General features: G+C 66.4%; 13 protein-coding genes. 6 read left to right on the top strand and 7 right to left on the bottom strand.

The window, feature by feature from the left end; translation table 11 throughout:
• Positions 1-22: 22 nt before the first annotated feature.
• From GQR91_RS00110 to GQR91_RS00125, 4 genes are all read right to left on the bottom strand, one after another.
• Positions 23-778: a ThuA domain-containing protein gene (locus tag GQR91_RS00110; RefSeq protein WP_149682504.1), complete on the bottom strand. Its 756-nt coding sequence runs from the start codon at positions 776-778 to the stop codon at positions 23-25.
• The gene (locus GQR91_RS00115; protein WP_149682632.1) at positions 775-3,885 is read right to left on the bottom strand and encodes a glycosyl hydrolase family 28-related protein; all 3,111 of its coding nucleotides are present in this window, start codon (positions 3,883-3,885) and stop codon (positions 775-777) included. The genes GQR91_RS00110 and GQR91_RS00115 overlap by 4 nt, the downstream gene beginning before the upstream one ends.
• A gap of 93 nt (positions 3,886-3,978) precedes the next feature.
• Positions 3,979-6,978 (bottom strand): TonB-dependent receptor plug domain-containing protein, encoded by a 3,000-nt coding sequence (locus GQR91_RS00120; protein WP_149682631.1) that lies wholly within the window; start codon positions 6,976-6,978, stop codon positions 3,979-3,981.
• A gap of 77 nt (positions 6,979-7,055) precedes the next feature.
• A complete protein-coding gene (locus GQR91_RS00125) occupies positions 7,056-10,088 on the bottom strand; it encodes a glycosyl hydrolase family 28-related protein (protein ID WP_375781604.1) in 3,033 nt (1,010 codons plus the stop codon).
• Positions 10,089-10,292: 204 nt separating this feature from the next.
• Here GQR91_RS00125 and GQR91_RS00130 point away from each other — a divergent pair, with 204 nt between their 5' ends.
• Both GQR91_RS00130 and GQR91_RS00135 read left to right on the top strand, forming a co-directional pair.
• The gene (locus tag GQR91_RS00130) at positions 10,293-10,805 is read left to right on the top strand and encodes a gluconokinase (protein WP_149682629.1); all 513 of its coding nucleotides are present in this window, start codon (positions 10,293-10,295) and stop codon (positions 10,803-10,805) included.
• A gap of 43 nt (positions 10,806-10,848) precedes the next feature.
• Positions 10,849-11,367, top strand: coding sequence for a hypothetical protein (locus GQR91_RS00135; RefSeq protein WP_149682503.1), 519 nt, complete (start codon positions 10,849-10,851; stop codon positions 11,365-11,367).
• Positions 11,368-11,619: 252 nt separating this feature from the next.
• Here the strand turns inward: GQR91_RS00135 and GQR91_RS00140 are convergent, their stop codons facing one another.
• Both GQR91_RS00140 and GQR91_RS00145 read right to left on the bottom strand, forming a co-directional pair.
• Entirely contained in the window at positions 11,620-12,297 is a 678-nt protein-coding gene (locus GQR91_RS00140; protein WP_149682502.1) for a FadR/GntR family transcriptional regulator, read from the bottom strand.
• Positions 12,298-12,319: 22 nt separating this feature from the next.
• Positions 12,320-13,663 (bottom strand): GntP family permease, encoded by a 1,344-nt coding sequence (locus tag GQR91_RS00145; protein ID WP_149682501.1) that lies wholly within the window; start codon positions 13,661-13,663, stop codon positions 12,320-12,322.
• Positions 13,664-14,000: 337 nt separating this feature from the next.
• On the opposite strand from GQR91_RS00145, the gene GQR91_RS00150 reads away from it, so the two are divergent.
• Positions 14,001-14,222, top strand: coding sequence for a response regulator transcription factor (locus tag GQR91_RS00150; RefSeq protein ID WP_149682628.1), 222 nt, complete (start codon positions 14,001-14,003; stop codon positions 14,220-14,222).
• Between the two features lie 296 nt (positions 14,223-14,518).
• The gene (locus GQR91_RS00155; RefSeq protein ID WP_149682500.1) at positions 14,519-14,863 is read left to right on the top strand and encodes an MmcQ/YjbR family DNA-binding protein; all 345 of its coding nucleotides are present in this window, start codon (positions 14,519-14,521) and stop codon (positions 14,861-14,863) included.
• A gap of 172 nt (positions 14,864-15,035) precedes the next feature.
• On the opposite strand, the gene GQR91_RS00160 is transcribed toward GQR91_RS00155, so the two are convergent.
• Positions 15,036-17,072 (bottom strand): TonB-dependent siderophore receptor, encoded by a 2,037-nt coding sequence (locus tag GQR91_RS00160; RefSeq protein ID WP_235904038.1) that lies wholly within the window; start codon positions 17,070-17,072, stop codon positions 15,036-15,038.
• Between the two features lie 440 nt (positions 17,073-17,512).
• Between GQR91_RS00160 and GQR91_RS00165 the strand changes: the two genes are divergently transcribed.
• Positions 17,513-19,780: a TonB-dependent receptor gene (locus GQR91_RS00165; protein ID WP_149682498.1), complete on the top strand. Its 2,268-nt coding sequence runs from the start codon at positions 17,513-17,515 to the stop codon at positions 19,778-19,780.
• A gap of 11 nt (positions 19,781-19,791) precedes the next feature.
• Complete coding sequence (locus tag GQR91_RS00170; RefSeq protein WP_149682497.1) at positions 19,792-21,111, top strand: metal-dependent hydrolase family protein; 1,320 nt, start codon at positions 19,792-19,794, stop codon at positions 21,109-21,111.
• Positions 21,112-21,133: the final 22 nt, after the last annotated feature.

The following is a 21,133-nucleotide window of genomic DNA, read 5'->3' on the forward strand; positions in this document are numbered from 1 at the left end:
CGGATATTTGCCGGATTGTGGATCAGCGGCGCGGCATTCCCGTCGCCGCCCACCACACGCCCCCCATCAGATGCGCAAGATACTGGGGGTCACGGTACATTTCGCCGTTATGGCCAAGCGTCGTCACAAACACGCGGCCCTTTTCATGATCGTGGTGCCAGGCGATCGGATGGTCGCGCCCCATCGGCAGGGACACCTGCCCCGGCCAGATTTTGCGCGGGTCGTAACTGTTCTCGTCCACCGACAAGACCGTGCTGATATTCACCTTATATGGATTGGTGGTGGTGTAGAACTCATCGCTCCATATCCAGCGATCGGGCACGCCAAAGGTTGCGGGATGGCCGCTATCGGTGATGGTGATGATGCCGGTCTGTAACATCGGATGCACGCCGACCCGCCGGCCCACCAGCCGCTCATACCAGGGCCAGGCCCCCGCCGGCGTGATCGCGGCGCGGTGGACGACGATGGCGTTGCCGCCGCCGCGCATATACGCCTCGAACTTCGCGCGCTGCGCGGGGTTCAGTTCCTCGCCGGGCGTGTTGAGGAACATCACCGCAGCATATTGCGACAGATCGCCGTCGAACGTCTCGGTCTTGTTCGTCCACACCATCTCGAACGCGTGCAGCTTGGCCAGATGCTCCAGGCTGTCGCGTGCGATCGGGATGTATTCGTAATGATATTTGTTCGGAATGGCGAGGACGAGCAGCTTGTATTGCGCCTGTGCCCAGGCGGTGCCGGGGGCGAGAAGCGCAAGGAAAGCGATGGCAAGGCGGATCATGGGCGCACCCGGTACAGCGAATGGTGGGTCAGGATGAACAGCGTGGCCTTGTCCGCCCCGCCGAACACCAGTTGCAGCGGTCGTTCGGGCACGTCGATGCGCCCCAGCGGCTTACCGTCGGCGCCGTGGACGAAGACCTGCCCGTTGGCGATGAACACACGACCCTGTCCATCCGTGGCGACGCTCTCCCCGCCCCGATCGGTAAAAGGTTTCAGGTCGGTCAGCGCACCGTTCGCGCCGACCACCGCGCTATAGGTACGCGCTTCCGACGCATTGGCGACATGGATGCGCGTCCCCACCCGCCCCTGGACGAAGCCATAGCTGTCGAGGGCATCGGAAAAGCGCCGCCCGCGAAAATCCGCCGGCCCCTGCTGGAAGGTGCGGAATGCGGGCAGCACCACGCTGCCATCGGGCGAGACATAACCCTGCGCCAGCGGCCGGGCGACATCGCGGGCGAACATCTCGGCCAGCGTGGTGAAGCGCATCGTCCGGGGATCCAGCTGGTCGCGGAACTCGCCATTGTTCCACCAGTTGCCCGGCAGCGCGACCGCAGCCCCGCCCGCCGCCAGCGGCGTCGGCGCGATCACCGCGAGTTCCGTTTCCGGCGTGCCGGGGCGGAAGGCGTAGACGGTCCCGTTCCGCCCGGCCGAGGACAGCACCATCAGATTGCCCGAGGCGTCCGCGGTCAGGTTGACGGGATCGAGCGTATTGTCGCGCTCGATCCCCAACCCGGCGCCCTCCGACCAGCGATAGATGCGCTGCTGCGTCCGGTCGACGAAGTAGAGCGTACCGTCCGGTGTCGCCGCGCCCCCGCCTGCGGCATCGAACCCGCCCGCGACCTTCTCGACCATTACACAGCGCGCGGACGATCCCTCCGTCTCCTGCCGTTCCGATCGCGCGAAGTCGAAGCACGAGGCCGTCGCCTGCCCATCTCCGCCGACCGGTGGGGATGAACCCACGTCGAATGTCGCGAACTCCCGCTCGCGCACCTCGCCGCCGGCTCCCATGTCGCGGATCGCGTTCTCGTACGGGAACTTGTTCGCGCGCAAAAAGGTCGCGCAGCCATTCTCGTCGCACGTCCCCAGCCCGCTTTCGGCATTCACATGGACGTTGCGGAACCGGATGTTCTTCGCATTGTACAGCGTCACCGCCGCCGGCTGCGCCTTGAAGGTGCGCGTCACCCGGTATGCGTGCAGGTTGCCGATCAGGATGTCGCGGGAATCGCGGATCTCCAGCGCCACCGCATCCTTGCTCTCGCCACCCTCCTCCTCGGTCTGCGGCGCGAGCAATTCCCAGTTGGCGACGCGGTTCAGCGCGATCTCGACCCGGCCGTGATGCTCGGCCGACATCTGGTAGACATGGCCCGGCGTCTCGGTGTCCGACACGTACAGCCCGGCCTGCGCATAGGTGTTGGGCGTCCAGATATTGTTGAACGTGCCCCCGCCGCCCTTTGTCACCCACAGGCTGGGATATTGCGCGTCCCAACGCTTGGCCGGATCGGCATCGCCGGTCGCATTGGCGTTGTACGGGATGAAGCGCTTGCCGCCGCCCAGGTCAGTGCCGTGCCCGCCCTGGAACTTAACGTCATCCACCAGCGAGTTCGCGCCGGCCGTCCACAGCAGCGCGGTCGCGCGCGGATTGATCCCGCCGGTGAACAGGCCCAGGCCGGAGACGATCGCATCGCCCCCTTGCGCCGTCTCGACCAGTGCCTTGGGCGCGCCGACGCCCTGATAGGCCGGGGTGCCGTCGGGCAGGATGATCTGCGTCAGATTGGGGTGCAGCGCGACCAGCACGCTGTCCGGCTTCAGGCGCAGGGTATCGGTGACGATGTAGCGCCCGGCTGGGAAGTAGACGACGCGGTGCGTATCGATCGCGCGCTGGATCGCGGTGGTATCGTCGGTGCGGTCATCGCCCTTCGCCCCGCCGTCGCGGACGTTGAACCAGTCCGCCGTCGCCGGCAACGCGCGCAGCGCGGGCGCGCGGCGTTCGGGCAGGGCCGGCACGGCCGCCGCCTCCATCACCGTCCGGTATTCGCCCATCCGGCCATAGCCGGGGACCGCCAGCCCATAGTTGAACGACGCGACCCGGTATGCGGCGCCCGTGCCTGCGACACGGCGCCCGCTGTCGCGGAAGCGTGCAAAAAAGGGCGTGCGCGCGGCAAGCGTATTTTCGAACGCGATCTGGGTATAGGCATTGCCTTCGTTCGACACGATCACGCCTGCGCGCGACACATTCTCGAACCGCACATCCTTGCCGAACAGCCAGTCGCCATAGCCCTTGTCGATCTCGATCCCGACGGGCGTGTCCCGGATCGCGACGTTGACCATGGTCAGCCCCGCCTCATGCTCGCGGATCGCCGCCTCGCGCTGCCCCTCGAACGTCGCGTCGATCAGCGCGAACGGCCACGCCGGCGATGGCTTTTCGGTCAATATGCCGTAGCGTCCGCCCCGGAAATGCAGGTCCTGTCCGATATTGCCGACCTGGTAGAGCGCCGCCAGCCCCGATCCGATGTCGAAATTCATGTGGCTGACGAACGCATGCTGCGCGGCGTGGAAACGGATCGCGGTCGCCGCGGCGTTGTTCGCGCCGATGCTCACATCGATGTTGCTGATCCCCGAATAGAAGGTGCCGGGATTGGCGTCGGCGATCTGCGGGTCGAACGGCACGCTGCCCTGCACCGGGAAGGGCACGCGCGTCCGCCCGGCCACGCTGCGCCCGTCGTCGCTGCGCACCCCCTCGCCGTTGCGCCGCGCACCGGCAAAGACGATCATCGTCGCCAGCCCGCGCTGGAAGCCGGGCGTGCGCGCGCCCAGCACGATGCGCGGCCGCGTCTCCCCCGTTCCGTACAGCCGCACACCCGGCCACAGGAAGACGGTGCGCGTGATCCGATAGGTGCCGGCGGGAAGGAAGACGATACCCCCGCCGCCCTGGTCCGCCGCGGCATCGATCGCCTGCTGGATCGTGGCCGTATCGTCCGCCCGCCCGTCGCCGACGCCGCGTACCGTCGTCGCCCGCGCATCGAGCGGCGCGGTCTGCAACACCGACACCCCTTGCGCCTGCGCCGCCCCTGCGCTTGCGAGCAGTATCGCCAGTGTACCAAGTGCCATCCGCTTCACCGCCGCCGTCTCCTCAAGGCCGAAAAAAGAGGTCCCGGCCGAAGCCGGGACAGGTTGGGGAACCATCAAACCATTGGAATAGCGTTAGAAGTTGAAACGCACACCCACCCGGTACACGCGCCCGATAATGTCATACAGCGCCGGGTTGATATCCACGCCGGTATTGGTCTGCGGCGAGGGGGTGGGATCGCGATTGAACAGGTTGTCGACCTTGAAATAGGCGTTCAGCGCCTTGGTCAGCGTGTAGCTGCCACCGACGTCGAAGTAGAAGGCGCCTTTCATCCGGTTGAAATCGATCGTCGGTGCGTTGGCGGTGGAGACCGGGCAACTCGACTGGCAGACGACATACTGGTTGCCGAACACCCCGTCGCTGAACCAGCGCTGCTGGAAGAAGATCGAGAATTCGTCCTGGGTATAGGTCTCCGTCGTCAGCCACTTCCATGACGGCGTGTTGCCCGAATTGGCGCCCGCGCTGTCCACCGGTACCGCACCGGGCAGGCCGAGGTCGGTGACGAAGTTGATGACGTGCGTCGCCAGCCCGCGCACCGTGAAGCGTCCGGGCAGGCCCAGCGGCTGGCGGATCTGGTAGCTCGCCTCGATATCAAAGCCCTCGGTGCGGATCGAGGCGAGGTTGAACGGCTGGACGTCGACGAAATTGCCCTGGTTGTTCGCCCCTTGCAGGAAGAAGCCACCGCACAATTCGGTCACGCCCTGTTGGCAGAAATTCACCTTCTGCTGCGCCGACACTGCCTGGATCAGCCCGCGGACCTTGATCTTGTAATAGTCGAACGACAGGCTGAGCCCCGGCAACCAGCTCGGCTGCGCATAGACGACGCCCAGTTCGGTGTTGCGTGCGGTTTCCGGCCGCAAATTGGGGTTGCCGATCGTGTTCTGCGTGATCGTGACCGAGGTGTTGTTGAACGGGTCGGTGAAGTTGGGCACCGTCACTGCGATCGGTGCGGCGAACAGCTCGGACAGGTTGGGCGCACGCACGTCGCGCGAGGTGACGGCGCGCAGCCGCAATCCGTCGATCGGCGTGTCATAGGTGCCGCCCACCTTCCACGCATAGACGGTACCCGACGTGCTGTAATTGGTCGCACGCCCCGCCACGTTCAGGTTCGCCCGCCCCAAGGTCGGGGTGTTGAGCAGCGGCACGTTCAGTTCGAGATAGCTTTCCAGCACGTTGTAGCTGCCGCGGCCGCTATGGTAATTGCCCGCATACCAGTTGTTGCCTTCCGGGTTCAGCACCGGATCGAAGGGGTAGAGGTCGTTGTACGGCGTGCCCGGTAGCGGCCCATTGCCATAGGGGTCCGACGTCACGTGATAGAATTCGTGACGATATTCCAGGCCCGTCGCGATCGATACCGGTCCCGCCCAGGTCGACAGCGGATCGCCCGACAGATTGGCGCTGAACACGTCCTGGGTCTGGCGAGTATGCTGGAACGGCCCGTTGGCAGGTTGCAGATAGGACAGCGCCGCGGATGACGGTGTCGCCCCGCCGAAGATGTTGAGCGGCTGGCAGCCATTGGCGCGCGCGGTCGGGTCGCGGCACACGATCACGCCGTTCACGTTCACCGCATCGATCGCCTGCAGATAGCGCCGGGGGACGAGCATGTTGTTCACCGTGATATCGGTGATGTTCTCGCCATGCTCGTAATAGGCGTCGTAGCGCCAGTCCGTCCCGAACCCCGACACCTTGCCCGTCGCCCCGCCGACGAAGCGATATTGCTTGCGCGAGGGGAACACCTCGATGTTCGGCAGGATCGCGTTGGTCACGCCGTAGCGGAAGCTGGTGATGTTGTTCGCCGCGCACAGCCCGGTGATCGCGCTCGGCAGGAAGGCGTTGGCGCAGTTGATGGTCAGGCTGGTCTGCGCCGCCCCCGGATTGGGCTGGTTGCTGGTATCCACCTGCGAGATGTTGACGGTGGCGTAGATCTCGTTGTCGGCATCCAGGTCGAAGCCCAGCCGGCCATAACCGTTATACCGCTCCAGCCTGGATTTCAGCGTGGTGCCGATGCCGACATTGCCCGACAGGTCGCCCCCGATGCAGAATCCGACATAGCATCCCGCGACGTCGCCATTGGTGTTGCGCCGCGGCACCCCGTTCGAGCCATAGTTGAAGTTGAACGGCTGGCCGTTGGCGTCGAAGGCGATGCCCTGGAGCGGCCCGGCATTGATCAGGCCATAGCGCGTATATTGATAGGCCTGGGCATGTTCGCGGTAGTTGAACTGCGGCGCGCCGTCATTGGTGATGCCGCGGTTGACCAGGGTCGCGGTGGTGTACCAGTCGCGCCCCGCCGGCCCTTCCTCGCCATAGCCGCCCGGGCCCACCCCTTCCTCGCGCGCATATTCGCCGCTGACGATCAGGTGCAGCCGGTCGCCCAGGAACGACGTGCCGAAGGCGAGCTGCGCCAGCACGCTTTCGTCGTCGCCATAGTCGCTGATGCCACCCTGGACGTTGCCCTTCACCCCCTTGAAGCGCTTGTTGGTGACGAAGTTGACCACGCCGCCCACCGCGTCGGAGCCGTAGGAGGCGGACGCGCCGCCCGTCACCACGTCGACCCGCTCGATCAGCAGTTGCGGGAACTGGCTGATGTCGGGCACACCCGTCACGTTCGCGCCGACGACCCGCTGCCCGTCGAGCAGGGTCAGCGTGCGGATCGTCCCCAGCCCGCGCAGCGAGAAGGAACTGAGCCCCTGCGACCCGCTGGACGTGCTGTTGGTGCCGGTGGTGACGCCGGTCGATCCTTGCAGCGAGGGCAGCTGTGCTATCGTGTTGAAGATGTTGGGCTGCGCGTTCAGCGCCAGTTGCTCGGCCCCGATCACCGTGGTCGGCGTCGGCGCCGCAAAGCCGCTGGAGACGATGCGCGATCCCGTCACCACGATGTCGGGCGCGGGACCGGCATCTTCGCTCTGCGGCGGCGCTTCCGGCGCGATCGTCGCGGGGCCGTTCTCCGGCGCGCCGGGCAGCGCCTGTACCGGCTCTGCCGGTGCGGGATTGGCGGGGGCGGGCTGCACCTGCGCGGCGGCGGGCACCGCAAGGGCTGCGACCATCAGCGAGGCGAGCGAGGCGGTGGCAAACATTCGCCGGCGCGACGGCGGCAAGGGATCGATCTCGGTCACGGGGCTTCCTCTCCTGGCTTTTATGATTGGGCGCACGCTCACAGCGCCGCGGCGTAGAGCGCGTGGTGGGTCAGGATGAACAGCGTGCGCCCGCCCTCCCCGCCGACCAGCAGTTGCAGCGGGCGCTCCGGCACGTCGATCCGCCCCAGCGGCGACCCGTCGGGGGCGTAGGCGAAGACCTGCCCGTTCGCGACGAACACGCGCCCCTGTGCGTCGCGCACCACGCTTTCGCCGCCCCGGTCGGCAAAGGGCCTGAGGTCGGTGAGGGCACCCCCCGCCGCCACCGTGCCGCTATAGGTCCGGTTCTCCGACGCGTTGGTGACGAACACCCGCTCGCCCACCCTGGCCGAGACGAAGCCATGCGCCTGCAACGTATCCGACCAGCGCCATCCCACCCGGTCCGGCGTCCCCTGCTGGAAGGTGCGGAACGCGGGCAGCACCAGGCTGCCGTCCGCCGAGGCATAGCCTTGCGCCTTGGGCGTGCCGGCGTCGCGCACGAACATTTCGCCCAGCGTCGTGAAATGATCGGTCGCCGGGTCATACTGGTCACGGAATTCGCCGTTGTTCCACCAGTTGACCGGCAACAGCATCCGCGCATCGGCGCGCGCGGCGATCGGCCCCGGCGTCAACGGCGTGACGACGGTCGGCGGCCCCTTGGGATCGATCTGGTAGACGCTGGCGGCCGGGCCGTAGGAGGAGAGCACCAGCAGCTTGCCCGATGCATCGATCCCCAGATTGACCGGGTCGAGCGACTGGTCCGCCACCACCTCCAGCTTCTTAGCCTCGGTCCAGCGCAGGATCCGCTGGAAGCGCCGCTCGATGAAATACAGCGCGCCCGCCGCATCCACCGCCCCGCCGGACAGCGACCAGAACCCGTCCGCCAGCTTGCGGACCGGCCCGCCCAGCGTCGCCACCGCCGGCGTCGCGGGCACCGCCGGCACGTCCAGCGCCGCGAACTCGCGCTCGCGCACGTCCAGTCCATGCGTCTCGTCCCGGATCGCATTCTCGAACGGGAATTTGCTCGCCCGCAGGAATGTGCCGCAGCCGTTTTCATCGCAGGTCGCAAAGCCGCTTTCCGCATTCACATGCACGTTGCGGAAACGGATGTCGGACGAATTGAACAGCTTCACCGCCGCCACCGCCGGGTGGAAATTCCGCGTCACCCGGTAGGCATGGTAGTTGGCGAACAACAGGTTGCGCGAGTTGCGGATCTCCAGCGAGACCGCGTCCATCCCCTCGCCCACTTCCTGCTCGGTCTGCGGCGCGAGCAGCTCCCAGTTCTCGACATTGTCGAACACGAATTCGTTGCGCACATGATGTTCGACCGACATCTCGTACACGCGCCCCGGCACGCGCGTGTTGCTGACGTAGAAGCCCGCGCTGGCAAAGGTGTTGGGGCTCCAGATGTCGAAAAAGGTGCCGCCGCCCCCTTCCACCCAGATGCTGGGATATTGCGCGTCCCAGCGATTGTCGGACACCGGATCGCCGCTGGATGCACGGCGCGACCCTTGCAGCTTGCCATCCGCGGTCGGGGTGCCGCCCCCGCCCATGATCTTCACGTCGTTGAGCAGGCTGGTCTCGCCCGATCGCCACAGCACCGCTGCCGCGCGCGGGTTGATCCGCCCGGTGAACAGGCCCAATCCGGACACGATGTTGCGCCCGCCCTCGGGCGTCTCCACGATCGGCACGACGCCGCCGATCCCGGCGTGGCGCGCATTCTCGTCCGGGATCACCAGTTGCGTCTTGGCCGGGTGCAGGCCCAGCAGCACCGTATCGGGCCGCAGGCGCAGCGTGTCGGTCACCATGTAGAAGCCGCTCGGGAAATACAGCACCCGGTGCGTGTCGATCGCGCGCTGGATCGCCGCGGTATCGTCGGTCCGGCCGTCGCCCGCCACGCCCAGCGTCTTCACATTGGTCCAGCTTGCCGTGCCCGGCAGCGCGCGGATCGTCGGGGCGGGTGCGGCCGGCATGCGGCGCAGCGGCTCGATCTTCACCTCGGTCGCCGTGGTGCCGACGCTTTCCAGCCCGTTGACCTTCACCCCGTGGCTGAACGATGCCACGCGGTACGCGCCACGGCGCCCCGCGATCGTCCGCCCGCCCTCGGCAAAGCGCACCAGCGTCGGCGTGTTGACTGCGACCGCGCCGTCGAGCCCGACCTGCGTGAACACGCTCTTCTCGTCGCCGATCGACAGCGCCGCGCGCGACACATTCTGCAGCCTCAGCCCCTTGGCCCAGAAGCTGTCGCCATACCCCTTGTTGATCTCGATCCCGACGGGCGTGTCGCGGATCGAGACGTTGACCATCGTCAACGCCGCCTCATGCTCGCGAATCGCGGCATCGCGCTGCCCGTCGAAGCTGGAATCGAGAAGGGTGAACTGCCAGGCGGGCGAGGTCTTCTCGGTGACGATGCCATAGCGGCCGCCGTGGAAGTGCACGTCCTCCATGACGTTGCCCGCCTGGTAGACGCCGGCGAACGCCGACCCCAGGCGGAATTCCATATGGCTCAGGAAACCGTGCTGCGCCACGCGGAAGCGCACGCCCGCCGCGCCCTCATTGCCCCGGCCGATCTCGATATCGACGTTGCTCATCGAGGAATAGAAGGTCGCCGAATTGGCATCGCGGACCTTCTTGTCGCGCGGCACCACGGTCGGGACCGGCACCGGTACGTCGCCGACCGAATATTGGTCACCACCTGAAAACACGATCATCGTCGATACGCCCTGCTGGAAGCCCGGCGTATCGTCCGCCAGCAGGATCACCGGGCGGGTGCGCCCGGTGCCGAAGACGCGCACCCCGATCGGCACCACCAGCGTGCGGGTGATCCGGTAGCGGCCCGACGGCAGGAAGACGATGCCATGCCCGTTCTTGTCGCTGGCGCTGTCCAGCGCGCGCTGGATCGCATCACTGTCGTCGGTGCGGCCGTCGCCTGCGCCCTGTACCACCACTGCGCTGGGGTCGTCGGGCCGCGCGATCATGACCGAACCGGGCTGGATCGCGGCACTCGCCGGCAGGAACGCGACCAGGGGCGCCGCCACCAGCATCGTCGTCACCATGAACATGCCTGCGCGCATCCGCGTTTCCCCTTGGATCATGGGGGAGTGCTTCCCCTCTGTTCGCGACGATAGACGGGCCGATTGGCCCCGGCATCCGGGACCATGGTCTTAATTTCGGGCCGCGGATCAACAGGATAGACAAAGGAGATTATGGTGGAAGGATGTGCCGTGGATCGACGGAGCGGGGTGCGTCCCCAGGCTGGCCCCATGGCGGTCGTGGTGATGGGCGTCAGCGGCAGCGGCAAGTCAACGCTGGGCGCGGCGCTTGCCGCCGCCTCGCACTGCCCGTTTCTGGAAGGGGATGATTTCCACGACGCCGATGCCGTTGCCAAGATGCGCGGCGGCCACCCGCTGGACGACGCCGATCGCTGGCCGTGGCTGGACCGGCTCGGCCGCGCGCTGGGCGATGCCGCACGCGATCACGGCCGCGCCGTCGCCGCCTGCTCGGCGCTGAAGACCGTATATCGCGAACGCCTTGCCGCAGCGGCCGGGGGCCGGACCCGCTTCGTCCTGCTGGACAACGACCGCGACGTGCTGCTCCACCGCCTGTCGAACCGGCCCGGCCATTACATGCCGGCCAGTCTGCTCGACAGCCAGCTGGAGACGCTGGAGCGTCCCCGGCCGGACGAACCGGTGCTGACGCTCGATTCAAGCCTCGCGCCCGGCGACTTGTGCGAACGCGCGATGGCATGGCTGGAACTCCCCGCCCCCGGCACGGGTTTGTCGTTCCGTTAGAAGGCTTTGCGGTCAGCAACAGCCGAACGGAAGGACGCAGGATATGACCCAGGCATCAGCCCTTTTCGACACCCATGCCGAAGCCGAACGCGCCGTATCCGACCTGCGCGCGCTCGGCGTGCGCGACGCGGACCTGTCGGTGATCGCGCATCACGACGGCACCACCACCGCGCGCTCGGGCGACGGTGAGATCACCGACGAGCATCATCGCAACGTCATTCGCGGCATCCTGGGCGGCGGTGCACTCGGCGCCGGCCTCGGCGTCGCCGCGCTCGCCATCCCCGGCGTCGGCCCGCTGGCGGCAGCAGGCGCCATCGCCGCCTCCGCGGTTCCCGAAGCCGTCGGCATCGGCGCCATCGCCGGCGCGCTGGGCGGCACCCTCAACGAAACGCTGACCAAGCACGGCGTCAGCAAGGAAGACGCCGGCTATTATGGCGACCGGCTGAAGACGGGCGGCGTGCTGGTCACGGTGTCCAACACCGGCCTTGCCGAAACCGAGCTGCAGGAAGTCCTCTACCGCAACGGCGGCCACAACGCCGCACAGGCCCGCACCGCATTGTAACTTGATTCCCTTTCCCCTCTCCCCTGTGGGGAGGGGGGACCCCCGCCCGGACCGCGATCACTTTACCTTGATCCGTTCGTGCCGAGTAGAGATCGAGTAGCTCCGAAGGAGCGTATCGAGGTACCGCCCCGCGCGCCACCCTGTCTCTCGATACGAACGGGTAGATGGTTCGACCTCCAGGTCACTGGCTCCAAAGGCAGTGGGAGGGTGAGGGGCCGCCAGGCAGCGCAACACCGCATGGCACCCCAAACCTCAAGGCATCAACCGCTTGCGCCCCTCCGACAGATGCCACCGCATCGCCAGCGCCGCGGCATCGCCGTCCTGTGCGCGAATGGCATCGACGATCATCTCATGCTCGCGCATCATCGCCCCGATCACCTCGGGCGGCCTGGACCGCGAAATATCGACCCCGGCGCGCATCACTCGCTCCACATCCGGGAACAGCGCATCGAACGTCGCCAGAAATGCCGGGTTCGCGGTCGCCAGCACGATCGCGCGGTGTAGCGCCATGTCCTCGTCATGGGCCGGCGCGCTCGACAGCAGCGTGGCCCGCAGCGCCGCCAGTGCCGCATCGATCGCCGCCATGTCGTGCCCCGATCGCCGCGTCGCCGCCAGCCGTGCCGCCTCCGCCTCCAGCACGAAGCGCACCTCATAGGTACCCAGCGTCGCCGACAGCCCTTGTGTCGGCATATAGGCGAGCATCCGGTCCGATGGCCGGCTCTTCACGAACGACCCCGCGCCGCGCCGTGCCTCGGTGATCCCGTCCGACGCCAGCCGTGCCAGCGCCTCGCGCACGATGGTGCGCGACATGCCGAACCGCTCGGCCAGGCTCGCCTCGGACGGCAGGCGGTCGCCCACCGCTAGGTCGTCGGCATCGATCAGCTCGACGATCCCGGTATAGGCGCGGTCCGCCAGCCTGTCCTGCGTCATGCCTCTCGCCCCTCCGCCGGCGTCAGAATAGCCGGCTTCCGGCCAGCACCAACAGCAATCCCAGCACCGAGATCGCGGTTTCCAGCATCGACCACGTGCGGAACGTCCCCGCCGTGGTCGTGCCCAGATAGCCCTTGACCAGCCAGAAGCCCGGATCGTTGACATGGCTGAAGAACACCGAGCCCGCGCCGATCGCCAGCACCGTCCATTCCGGCGACGCGCCGGTCGCCGCCACCACGGCCGGCATCATTCCGGCGGTGGTGATCGTGGCGACGGTCGCCGACCCGGTCGCCAGCCGGATGCACACCGCGATCCCCCAGGCCAGCACCAGCGGCGAGATCATGCTCCCGTCCGACGCGCGCACCAGCAGGTCCGCCAGTCCCATCGTCACCAGCACCTGCTTCAGCGCGCCGCCCGCCCCGATCGACAGCAGGATCGCACCGGCCGGCGCCATCGCCTCCGTCCAGATCGCCCCCTGCACCGGCGCGCGCAGCGCCCCCCGCCCGAACAGCAGGGGCAACGCCGCCAGACTCGCGATCAGCAGCGCCAGGATCGGATTGCTGGCTACGGACAACCAGGCGAAATTCGGTGCGATAGCGGGCGGCAGCAATCCCTCGACCTGCCCACCCGCGATCAGCACGACGGGCAGCAGCACGACCGCGATCGTCCGCCACACGGGCGGTGGCACGACGGCGGAGGGCGCCGCCGCCAGTGCGGGCTCCCCCGGCGGCAGTCCGCGCGCGGTGATCCGCGCCAGCAACGGCCCGGCGACGATACCCGTCGGCACCGCCACCGCCAGACCGTACAGCATCGTCCGCCCCAGATCGGCGCCCAGCACCTCCACCGCCAGCAACGGTCCCGGATGCGGCGGCACCAGCGCGTGCACCACCGACAGACCGGTCACCGCCGCCAGCAGCACCTGCAACCGCGCCGCATGGCTCGTCCCCACCGGCAACGCCGCGGCCGCCGACGCCACGATCGGCAGCAGCAGCACCAGCCCCGTCTCAAAGAACAGCGGCAACCCGATCACCATGGCGACGCCCAGGCTCGCCCACGGTGCCGCCCCCGGCGGACACAGCTTCAGCGTCGCCCGCGCCAGGGCCCCCGCCCCGTTCGACACCTGCAGCATCGCCCCAAGCGCCAGCCCGAGCGCCACCACCAGCCCCGTCCCCCCGAGGATATCCCCCGCCCCCTTCTGGATCGCCCCGACGATCTGCCCCATGGGCAGCCCCCCCAGCGCCCCCACCGCAAACGCCCCGCACAACAACCCCAGAAACGGATGCAGCCGCGCCTTGACGATCAGCAACACTGACAGCCCCACCCCCGCCAACGCCGCCAGGATCAGGTGAAGATCAGCGCTGTTCACGAGGAGTGGTCCGCATATGTGCAACCCGTCACCTGACCCGCCATCGCCGCTCTCCCGATCGTCGGCCTCTAGGATGCCGATCTATCGTGATCTGTAGGACAGCATGCGCAACAATCCAACGGAAAACGTGGCATATGTAGTATGCCGAACGTATTTGGCTTGAATCTGTCCAACCAATCCAGCAACTTCATCGTCAGTCGACTCAGGGGGGGATCGGGCAACACGCTCCGGTCGCCACGGAAGAGCGCAAAGTGACTAGGGAGGATGAGCGATGACCGCAGGCGGGCATCAAAAAATTACTCGGACGCTGGCCGGCGGGCCGGATGCGGGCGCGACCATGATGGCTGCCCAGGCGCAGCTGACCCCAACGCAAGTCAAGGTCATGGAAGGCGTGCATTCGGGTTTGCTGAACAAGCAGATCGCGTTTGACCTTGGCATCGCGGAAAAGACGGTGAAGGCGCATATGACCGCCCTGATGCGCAAGCTGAATGTCAGCAACCGGACCCAGGTTGCGATTCTCGCGCAAACGATGGGCTATAGTCGGCGCATGGCGGGCTGAGGATCGCAGGCGTGAAAGGACGAGGCGCGGGAAACCGCCCGGACGATATGTTCCGCGCCTTGCTGGAGGGAAGTCACGCGGCAATCGTCAATCGCCGCACATCCGGATCATCAGCATAGCTAACAGCGCGGCATCCGGCTCCGCAATCGTTCTAGCCTTTGCCTCGACGCCGAATAGAGGAAAACTCTATCGCAAGGATGCTGGCACGCTTCCCTGCCGCGCATAGATACAGACGATGGACGCCAACGATGCCGCTGGCGAGCCCGGAACCGGTCGCGCCGCGAAGGGGATTGTCGATGAAGGATTGGGACGCCGTCGTTAAGGCCTGTGCCGCGTTGCCCGGGGTCGAGCAAGGCACCTCCTACGGCAAGCCTGCGCTCAAGTTCCGCGGCAAAACGCTTGCCGCCACCACGGCGCCGGAACCGGATAGTTTCGTCCTGCACGTCACGACCGAAGACAAGGAAGTGCTGATCGCAACCGAGCCGGCAACCTTCTGGCAAACCGACCATTACCGAGGCTGGCCGGCTATCCTCATTCGGTACGGCCGCGACGCGAGCGATCGGATTACCCTTCTGCTGGCGCGCGCGTGGTGGGACCGGGCTACCAAGGCACAGCGCCTGCTGTTTGGCCCCCGGCCTTGATCGTCGCAACGCCGGGATCGAAACTGCTGCCGGCGGCAAACTCATCCCGCGAAACCCCAGCCATCACCGCCGCGTGTTTCCGGGGAGCGTTCCTCGGGCGCCTGCCAGTCCGGCCCTCCCATTCCTCGTAATGCTTCTGCTTGCGGCCTGACGGCAAAGTGCCCGGACGGCCCTAGAAACTGACGGCGATCGTTCCCCGGATGCTGCGCGGTGCCCCAGGGACGGTCCACACATTCGCGTAGGAACTGGCGACATAATATTCGTCGAACAGGTTATCGATATCGACCCGGACGCCGAGGCGGGGCGTGATATCGTAAAGTACGTTCAGCCGCGCGATCGTATAGGCGGGCAACCGGTAACCCGTGCCGAACGGGTCGCCGGCGCGGCGCCCGACATGGGTCACGCCACCACCCACCCCGAACGGTCCGAACCACTTCAGGGCATAGGCGCTGGCGGCATGGGCGGGGACGTTGGACAGTCGCGTTCCGATCAGCGCGGTATTCACGTCGTTACGCACCGTTGCGTCGATATAGGTGTAGACGGCCGTGGCGTAGAGATCGCGCGGCAGGTCCAGTGTCAGCTCCGCTTCCGCACCGCGCGAACGCTGTCGACCGACCTGGGTTTTGACAAAGGGATCGGTGGCGTTGGGATTCAGGACGTTGCGCTTTTCCATATCGAACAGCGCCCCCTGTCCGGTCAGTCGGCCATTCAGCAGCGCCAGCTTCATGCCCAGCTCGGTCGAACGGCTACGTTCGGCGTTGAAGGTGACGTTGCCGTCCGACGGGTTCTGGCGCAGCGATTCACCCCAACTGCCATAGAGCGAAACGCCGTCAGTCAGTTGGTAGGACAAAGCGGCGCGGGGCGTCACACCATGGTCGCGGGTGCGCAGCTCGTCGTTGCCGGTGACGTGATTGACCACATCCTCACGGAAACTGTTCCACCGTGCACCAAGCAACAGCGTGAACCGGCCCGCCCGTATCACGTCCTGTGCATAGATGCTCTCGCTGCGAAACGCGGCCGAGCGCTCCAGCGTGCGTGGCGGCACCGGCAGGGGCTGGCCGTAAACGGGCCGGACCAGATCGATGACCAGGATCGGCTGCGTCGGCGTGCCACGGGCGCGGTTCAAGGTGAAGTCGAGGGCGTGACGCACCCGGTCGACACCGATGCGCAGGTCATGTGACAGGCCCAGCCAGTCGATCCGCCGGGTCAACTCGGCCCGCAGCGACAGGTCGTTCCAATCAAAGTCGTGGAAACGGCGATCGCGCCCCGCGGTCCGCTCATCGGGCTGAAGCCCGCGTGGACCAAAATCGACCATGGTTCCGAACCCCTTGAGCGATCCGTCGCGGTGGCTGCCACCCAGTTCCAGGCCAACGCCGCTCCCCAGGTCGGCAAACAGGCTGGCCTGCTGCCACAGGATCTTTTGCCGGATGTCGCCGTCCGCCGGTTCGCCCAGAAAGATGGAGCGGTCCATTGCCCGCGCATCCCCTGCGATACCGACGACGCCGCGATCGAGCACCGTGTCGTTGCGCATATATTCGGCCTGATAGAGCAGCCGCAGATCCTGCGCCGGTCGCCAGGACACCGAGGGGGCGACCAGCAGCCGCGATCCGTCGACATGCTCCCGGAAACTGTCGCGCCGCTCCCCGACCCCGATCAGGCGCACTGAGAGACGGTCATCGATCGGTCCGCCAAGATCCGCCACCAATCGCGCGCTGTTCCAACTGCCATAGCTCGCCACAGCGGCGGCATGGGCATGGTCGAGCGGCGCCTTGGTGACGATATTGATCGATCCGCCCGGCTCACCGCGCCCCGACAAGGCGGCGCTGGCGCCCTTCAACACCTCGACACGCTCGATCGTGGCGCTGTCCACCGGCGCATTGAAGCCGAGATTGCTGCCGAAGCGGTTGACCAGGATGTCCGGCCCGGCATTCTCGTCGCCCGCAAACCCGCGGATCGCATATTTGTCCCACAGGCCGCCGAAATTGTTCTGTGCGGTGACGCCGCCGGCAAGATCGAGCACGTCCGCCAGCCGCGTGGCATTCACCGCGACCAGCTGCTCCTGCGCGAACACGCGGACCGATTGGGGATAGCGAGCGACAGGCGTGTCGCTGCCGATGATGCTGGCATTCGCCTGACGTGCGGTGACGACGATGTCGGTGGGTTCCGGCGCGTCCGCGCGAACCTGCTGCGCTGCAGCCGGCACAGCCATCGCCGCTGCCACTGCCGAAAAAAATGTCAAACGCGCCCCCGCGCGAACTCTATTGCGCACCATATCCCCCGAGCCGATCGTACCGCGCGATATTGCGCATGTCGAAATCAGAACCGGTCCACTACAGCTAATGCTAACGATTATCAACGATGCGTTCGTGCGGTTATTAACCCTTTGACCTCAGCAACATTCTGTTACAATGAACGACAAAGCTACTTCCGGTGAGTATGGGACAGATATGCGCTGACCTTATTCTTGGCGTCGACAGCACTGAATGCCTCATGCCAAGTTCATCGTCGCAGATCTAAGTAGTGCATGTTATCACATACTCGATTGTTGTGCCCCTGCATGCGGCGGCTGCGGCAATTGCATGTTGCCGAATGCAAGCTGTATCCCGACCGACAATCGAACAATAACTCGAATAGTAGGGGGACCGAAACATGCACCCGAATCGCATCCACCTGATGGCAACGGTGAGCATGTTTCTTTCGCCGATAAGCGTGTCGCCGGTTGCGGGGCAGACTACCGAGCCTTCTAGTCAGGCGGAGGCTGGTGGATCATCTGTTGAAAACGAAGGCGAAATCGTCGTCACCGCCTTGCGGCGCGAGACAAGCCTCCAGCAAACACCCCTGGCGATCACCGCAACGACCGGCGACCGCCTGGCGGCCATGGGCATCGGGGATACCACCGCGCTCGGACGAATTTCGCCCGGACTGGTATTGCGCGAAAGCGGCCTTTCCGGAACGCGGATCACGATCCGCAACATCCGTGCGGCTGGTGAACCGACGGTCGGCCTATATTATGACGACGTTCCGATCATGGGGTCCGCCGGCGTGAATGCCGATGCAGGCGGGACCCTGCCGGCGATCCGGCTGTTCGATGTCGAGCGTGTCGAGGTACTCCGCGGGCCTCAGGGCACGTTGTACGGCTCCTCGTCCATGGCCGGCGCGGTGCGCCTCATCTTCGCCAAGCCCGATCTCGATGCCGTCGCGGGCAGCTTTGCCGGGCAGGTGAGCCACGTCGCCAATGGCGGCCCGGGATTCGAAACGCAGGCCATGATCAACCTGCCGGTCGTGCGCGATCTGGCGGCGGTGCGGTTCGTCGGTTTCGTTCGCGACCAGCCCGGCTTCGTGGACAATATCCGTCTCGGGCGGAACGACGTCAACAAGCAGCAAAGCTGGGGTGGACGCGCCATGCTGCGCATCGTGCCGACCGCGGATGTGACGATCGACCTGATGGCCAGCAAGCAATCGCTCGACGGCTCGCTCAACGACTATTTCCTGGCGGCCGGATCCTATAACGCCACCTACGAAGCACTGCAGCCGCTGCGCGATGACAACGAACTCTACAGCGCCACCGTCGATTGGCGCGGTGAGCGCGTGGGCTTCACCGTTGTCGGGTCGCACGGATATCGCGACTTCAACTACAGCTATGACTTTTCCGCGTTCTTCCGGGCAACCGCCGGGCTGTTTCCGGCTGGCTCCGCCAATTTCGCCCTGTTCAACGACCAGGCGCCCTCCGTCGCCAATTCGTCGCAGATCACCAAAACCGACACGCTGGAGGCGCGACTTCATTCGGTGGGTGAGGGCGCATTGGACTGGACGCTGGGTGCCTTCTACGCCGATCGGCGCGGCGACATCCAGAGCAACATCATCCGGGCGAGCCCGGCCAGCGGCGAGGTACTGCCGGTCACGGCATCGTCGCTGCTCGGCCAGCGGCTGCTAACCGACCGGTTGAAACAGACGGCCGCGTTCGGCGAGGTCACGTGGCGCCCCGTCGCGGCGCTGTCGCTGACCGGCGGGCTGCGCTATTTCGACTATAGCCGCGCGGTGACCGGGGTGGTCAGCGTGGTGAACAGCTCGGTCGGCTTCACCCCGGCGCCCCAGACACGCTTCCGCGCCAGTGAGGACGGCCTGCTCTACAAGGCGAATGCCAGCTACGAGCTGACGCCGCGCATGATGGTCTACGCCACCGTCTCCAGCGGGCAACGCCCGGGCGGCGTCAACCAGCTCGTGAATCTGGCTGCCGACCTCGTCAGCTACCGCGCCGACAAGCTCTGGAACTACGAGGTGGGCGCAAAGACGCAGTGGTTCGATCGTCGCCTGACGCTGAACGGCGCATTGTTCCAGATGAACTGGGACGACATGCAGACCGCGGGTGCGCTGCCCGCGACGAACTTCGCCTTCATCGCGAACGCGGGTGCGGCACGAGTCCGCGGCGTGGAACTGGAAGTGACCGTGCTGCCGCTGGACGGTCTGGAGTTGCAGGCATCCGGTTCGTACATCGATGCGAAACTCACCGAAAACCAATCGAACCAGACGCTGATCGCGCCGGGGCTGAAGGGCGATCCCATCCCGTTCGTGCCCAAGGTCACGGCCCAGGGCGGCGCACAATATGCCTGGGATGCAGGCGGCGGCCTGCGCGCGACGCTGCGCAGCGACGTGTCCTATGGTGGCCCGTCGTGGACCGAATTCCGGCACACCAGCGCGTTCCAGCGTCGGCTGCCCGCCTTCACCACCGTCGGCGCGCGGCTGTCGCTGGAGGGGCGCGAGGATGGCTGGACCATTGCCATGTTCGTCAACAACCTGTTCGATGCGGATACGGTGGTGACGAAGCTGAGCGCGAACGTCTACGGCGGGCTGAACAACGTGCGCGCGATCTCGCTGATGCCACGAACGATCGGGCTCGATTTCAGCAAGCGGTTCTGAGGGAGAAGGGCATGAAGGCGCAACATCGTACGATGCTGGCGGTGGCGGCCGCCGCGGTCGCCATCGCGGCTCCCGGTGCGGCATGGGCGCGCGACGTGGTGATCCACGCCGGCACGCTGATCGACGGCGTATCGGACCGGCCGCGCCGCCAGGTGTCGATCGTGATCCATGACGAACGCATTGTCGCCGTCACCCCCGGCTTCGTGACGCCGGCGGGGGCCGAAGTGATCGACCTCTCGCGCAAGACGGTGCTGCCGGGCCTGATCGACACGCACGTCCATCTGACGCTGCAGATCGGCAAGATGCAGCAGCAACTGGCCGCCGTGACCCGCACCGCCTATGACCGGACGCTGGACGGCGTCGCCTATGCGCGGATCACCTTGATGGCGGGGTTCACGTCGGTGCGCGATCTCGGCGGCTACACGCCTGCGATCGTCGCGTTGAAGAAGGCGCAGCAGGCCGGCACGATCGTCGGCCCGCGCATGTGGGTATCGGGCAGTCCGCTCGGCCCGACCGGGGGCCATGCCGATCTGGCGAACGGCTTCGACCCGGCGCTGACCAAGGCGGAATGGAGCGACGGGGTTGTCGATGGTCCGGAACAGGCCGCGCGCAAGGTGCGTGCGCTGCACCGGGACGGGGCCGACTTGGTGAAGATCATGCCGTCGGGCGGGGTGGCCAGCGTGGGGGACGACCCGCAGGCGCAACTGATGACCGATGCCGAGATCAAGGCGGTGGTCGATACCGCGCACACGCTGCACATGAAGGTGGCCGCCCATGCGCACGGCACAAAGGCGATCGATGCCGCCGCGACCTTGCGGGTCGACTCGATCGAACATGGCACCTACGCCGATGAGGGATCGTACCGGATCATGAAGGCGAACGGCGTCTACATGGTGCCGACGCTGATCGCGGGCGCGACGGTGGTGGACTATGCGCGTCGCCATCCGGAACTGCTCAGCCCGTCGGTCGCGGCAAAGGCGCTTCAGGTCGGGCCGCTGATGAGCCGTAATGCCTATGAGTCGTGGAAGGCCGGCGTGCGCGTGGCATTCGGCACCGACGCGGGCGTCTATCCGCACGGCCGGAATGCGGATGAATTCGCGCTGATGAACCAGGCCGGTATTCCGATGATGGCGACCATCCAGTCGGCCACGTCGGTGGCCGCGGACCTGATCGGCGACCCGGCGGATATCGGATCGATCCAGCCCGGGCGATATGCCGATGTCGTGGCGACGGACAGCGATCCGCTACAGGACAATACCGCCCTCCAGCGCATCGACTTCGTCATGCAGGGGGGGCAGGTCATGAAGCGGGACAATCGCCCCGTCCTGTGACGCAGGCGGGATCGGCGTCCCC

This window comes from Sphingomonas carotinifaciens (genome assembly GCF_009789535.1).
GTDB lineage: Bacteria > Pseudomonadota > Alphaproteobacteria > Sphingomonadales > Sphingomonadaceae > Sphingomonas > Sphingomonas carotinifaciens.

What these genes read in the sequence shown, in the direction of transcription:
- GQR91_RS00135 (WP_149682503.1), top strand. Translation starts at nt 10,849, where the DNA reads ATGACCCAGGCATCAGCCCTTTTCGACACCCATGCCGAAGCCGAACGC.
- GQR91_RS00125 (WP_375781604.1), bottom strand. Translation starts at nt 10,088, where the DNA reads ATGCGCGCAGGCATGTTCATGGTGACGACGATGCTGGTGGCGGCGCCC.
- GQR91_RS00155 (WP_149682500.1), top strand. Translation starts at nt 14,519, where the DNA reads ATGAAGGATTGGGACGCCGTCGTTAAGGCCTGTGCCGCGTTGCCCGGG.
- GQR91_RS00170 (WP_149682497.1), top strand. Translation starts at nt 19,792, where the DNA reads ATGAAGGCGCAACATCGTACGATGCTGGCGGTGGCGGCCGCCGCGGTC.
- GQR91_RS00110 (WP_149682504.1), bottom strand. Translation starts at nt 778, where the DNA reads ATGATCCGCCTTGCCATCGCTTTCCTTGCGCTTCTCGCCCCCGGCACC.
- GQR91_RS00130 (WP_149682629.1), top strand. Translation starts at nt 10,293, where the DNA reads ATGGGCGTCAGCGGCAGCGGCAAGTCAACGCTGGGCGCGGCGCTTGCC.
- GQR91_RS00140 (WP_149682502.1), bottom strand. Translation starts at nt 12,297, where the DNA reads ATGACGCAGGACAGGCTGGCGGACCGCGCCTATACCGGGATCGTCGAG.
- GQR91_RS00160 (WP_235904038.1), bottom strand. Translation starts at nt 17,072, where the DNA reads ATGGCTGTGCCGGCTGCAGCGCAGCAGGTTCGCGCGGACGCGCCGGAA.
- GQR91_RS00120 (WP_149682631.1), bottom strand. Translation starts at nt 6,978, where the DNA reads ATGTTTGCCACCGCCTCGCTCGCCTCGCTGATGGTCGCAGCCCTTGCG.
- GQR91_RS00165 (WP_149682498.1), top strand. Translation starts at nt 17,513, where the DNA reads ATGCACCCGAATCGCATCCACCTGATGGCAACGGTGAGCATGTTTCTT.
- GQR91_RS00150 (WP_149682628.1), top strand. Translation starts at nt 14,001, where the DNA reads ATGATGGCTGCCCAGGCGCAGCTGACCCCAACGCAAGTCAAGGTCATG.
- GQR91_RS00115 (WP_149682632.1), bottom strand. Translation starts at nt 3,885, where the DNA reads ATGGCACTTGGTACACTGGCGATACTGCTCGCAAGCGCAGGGGCGGCG.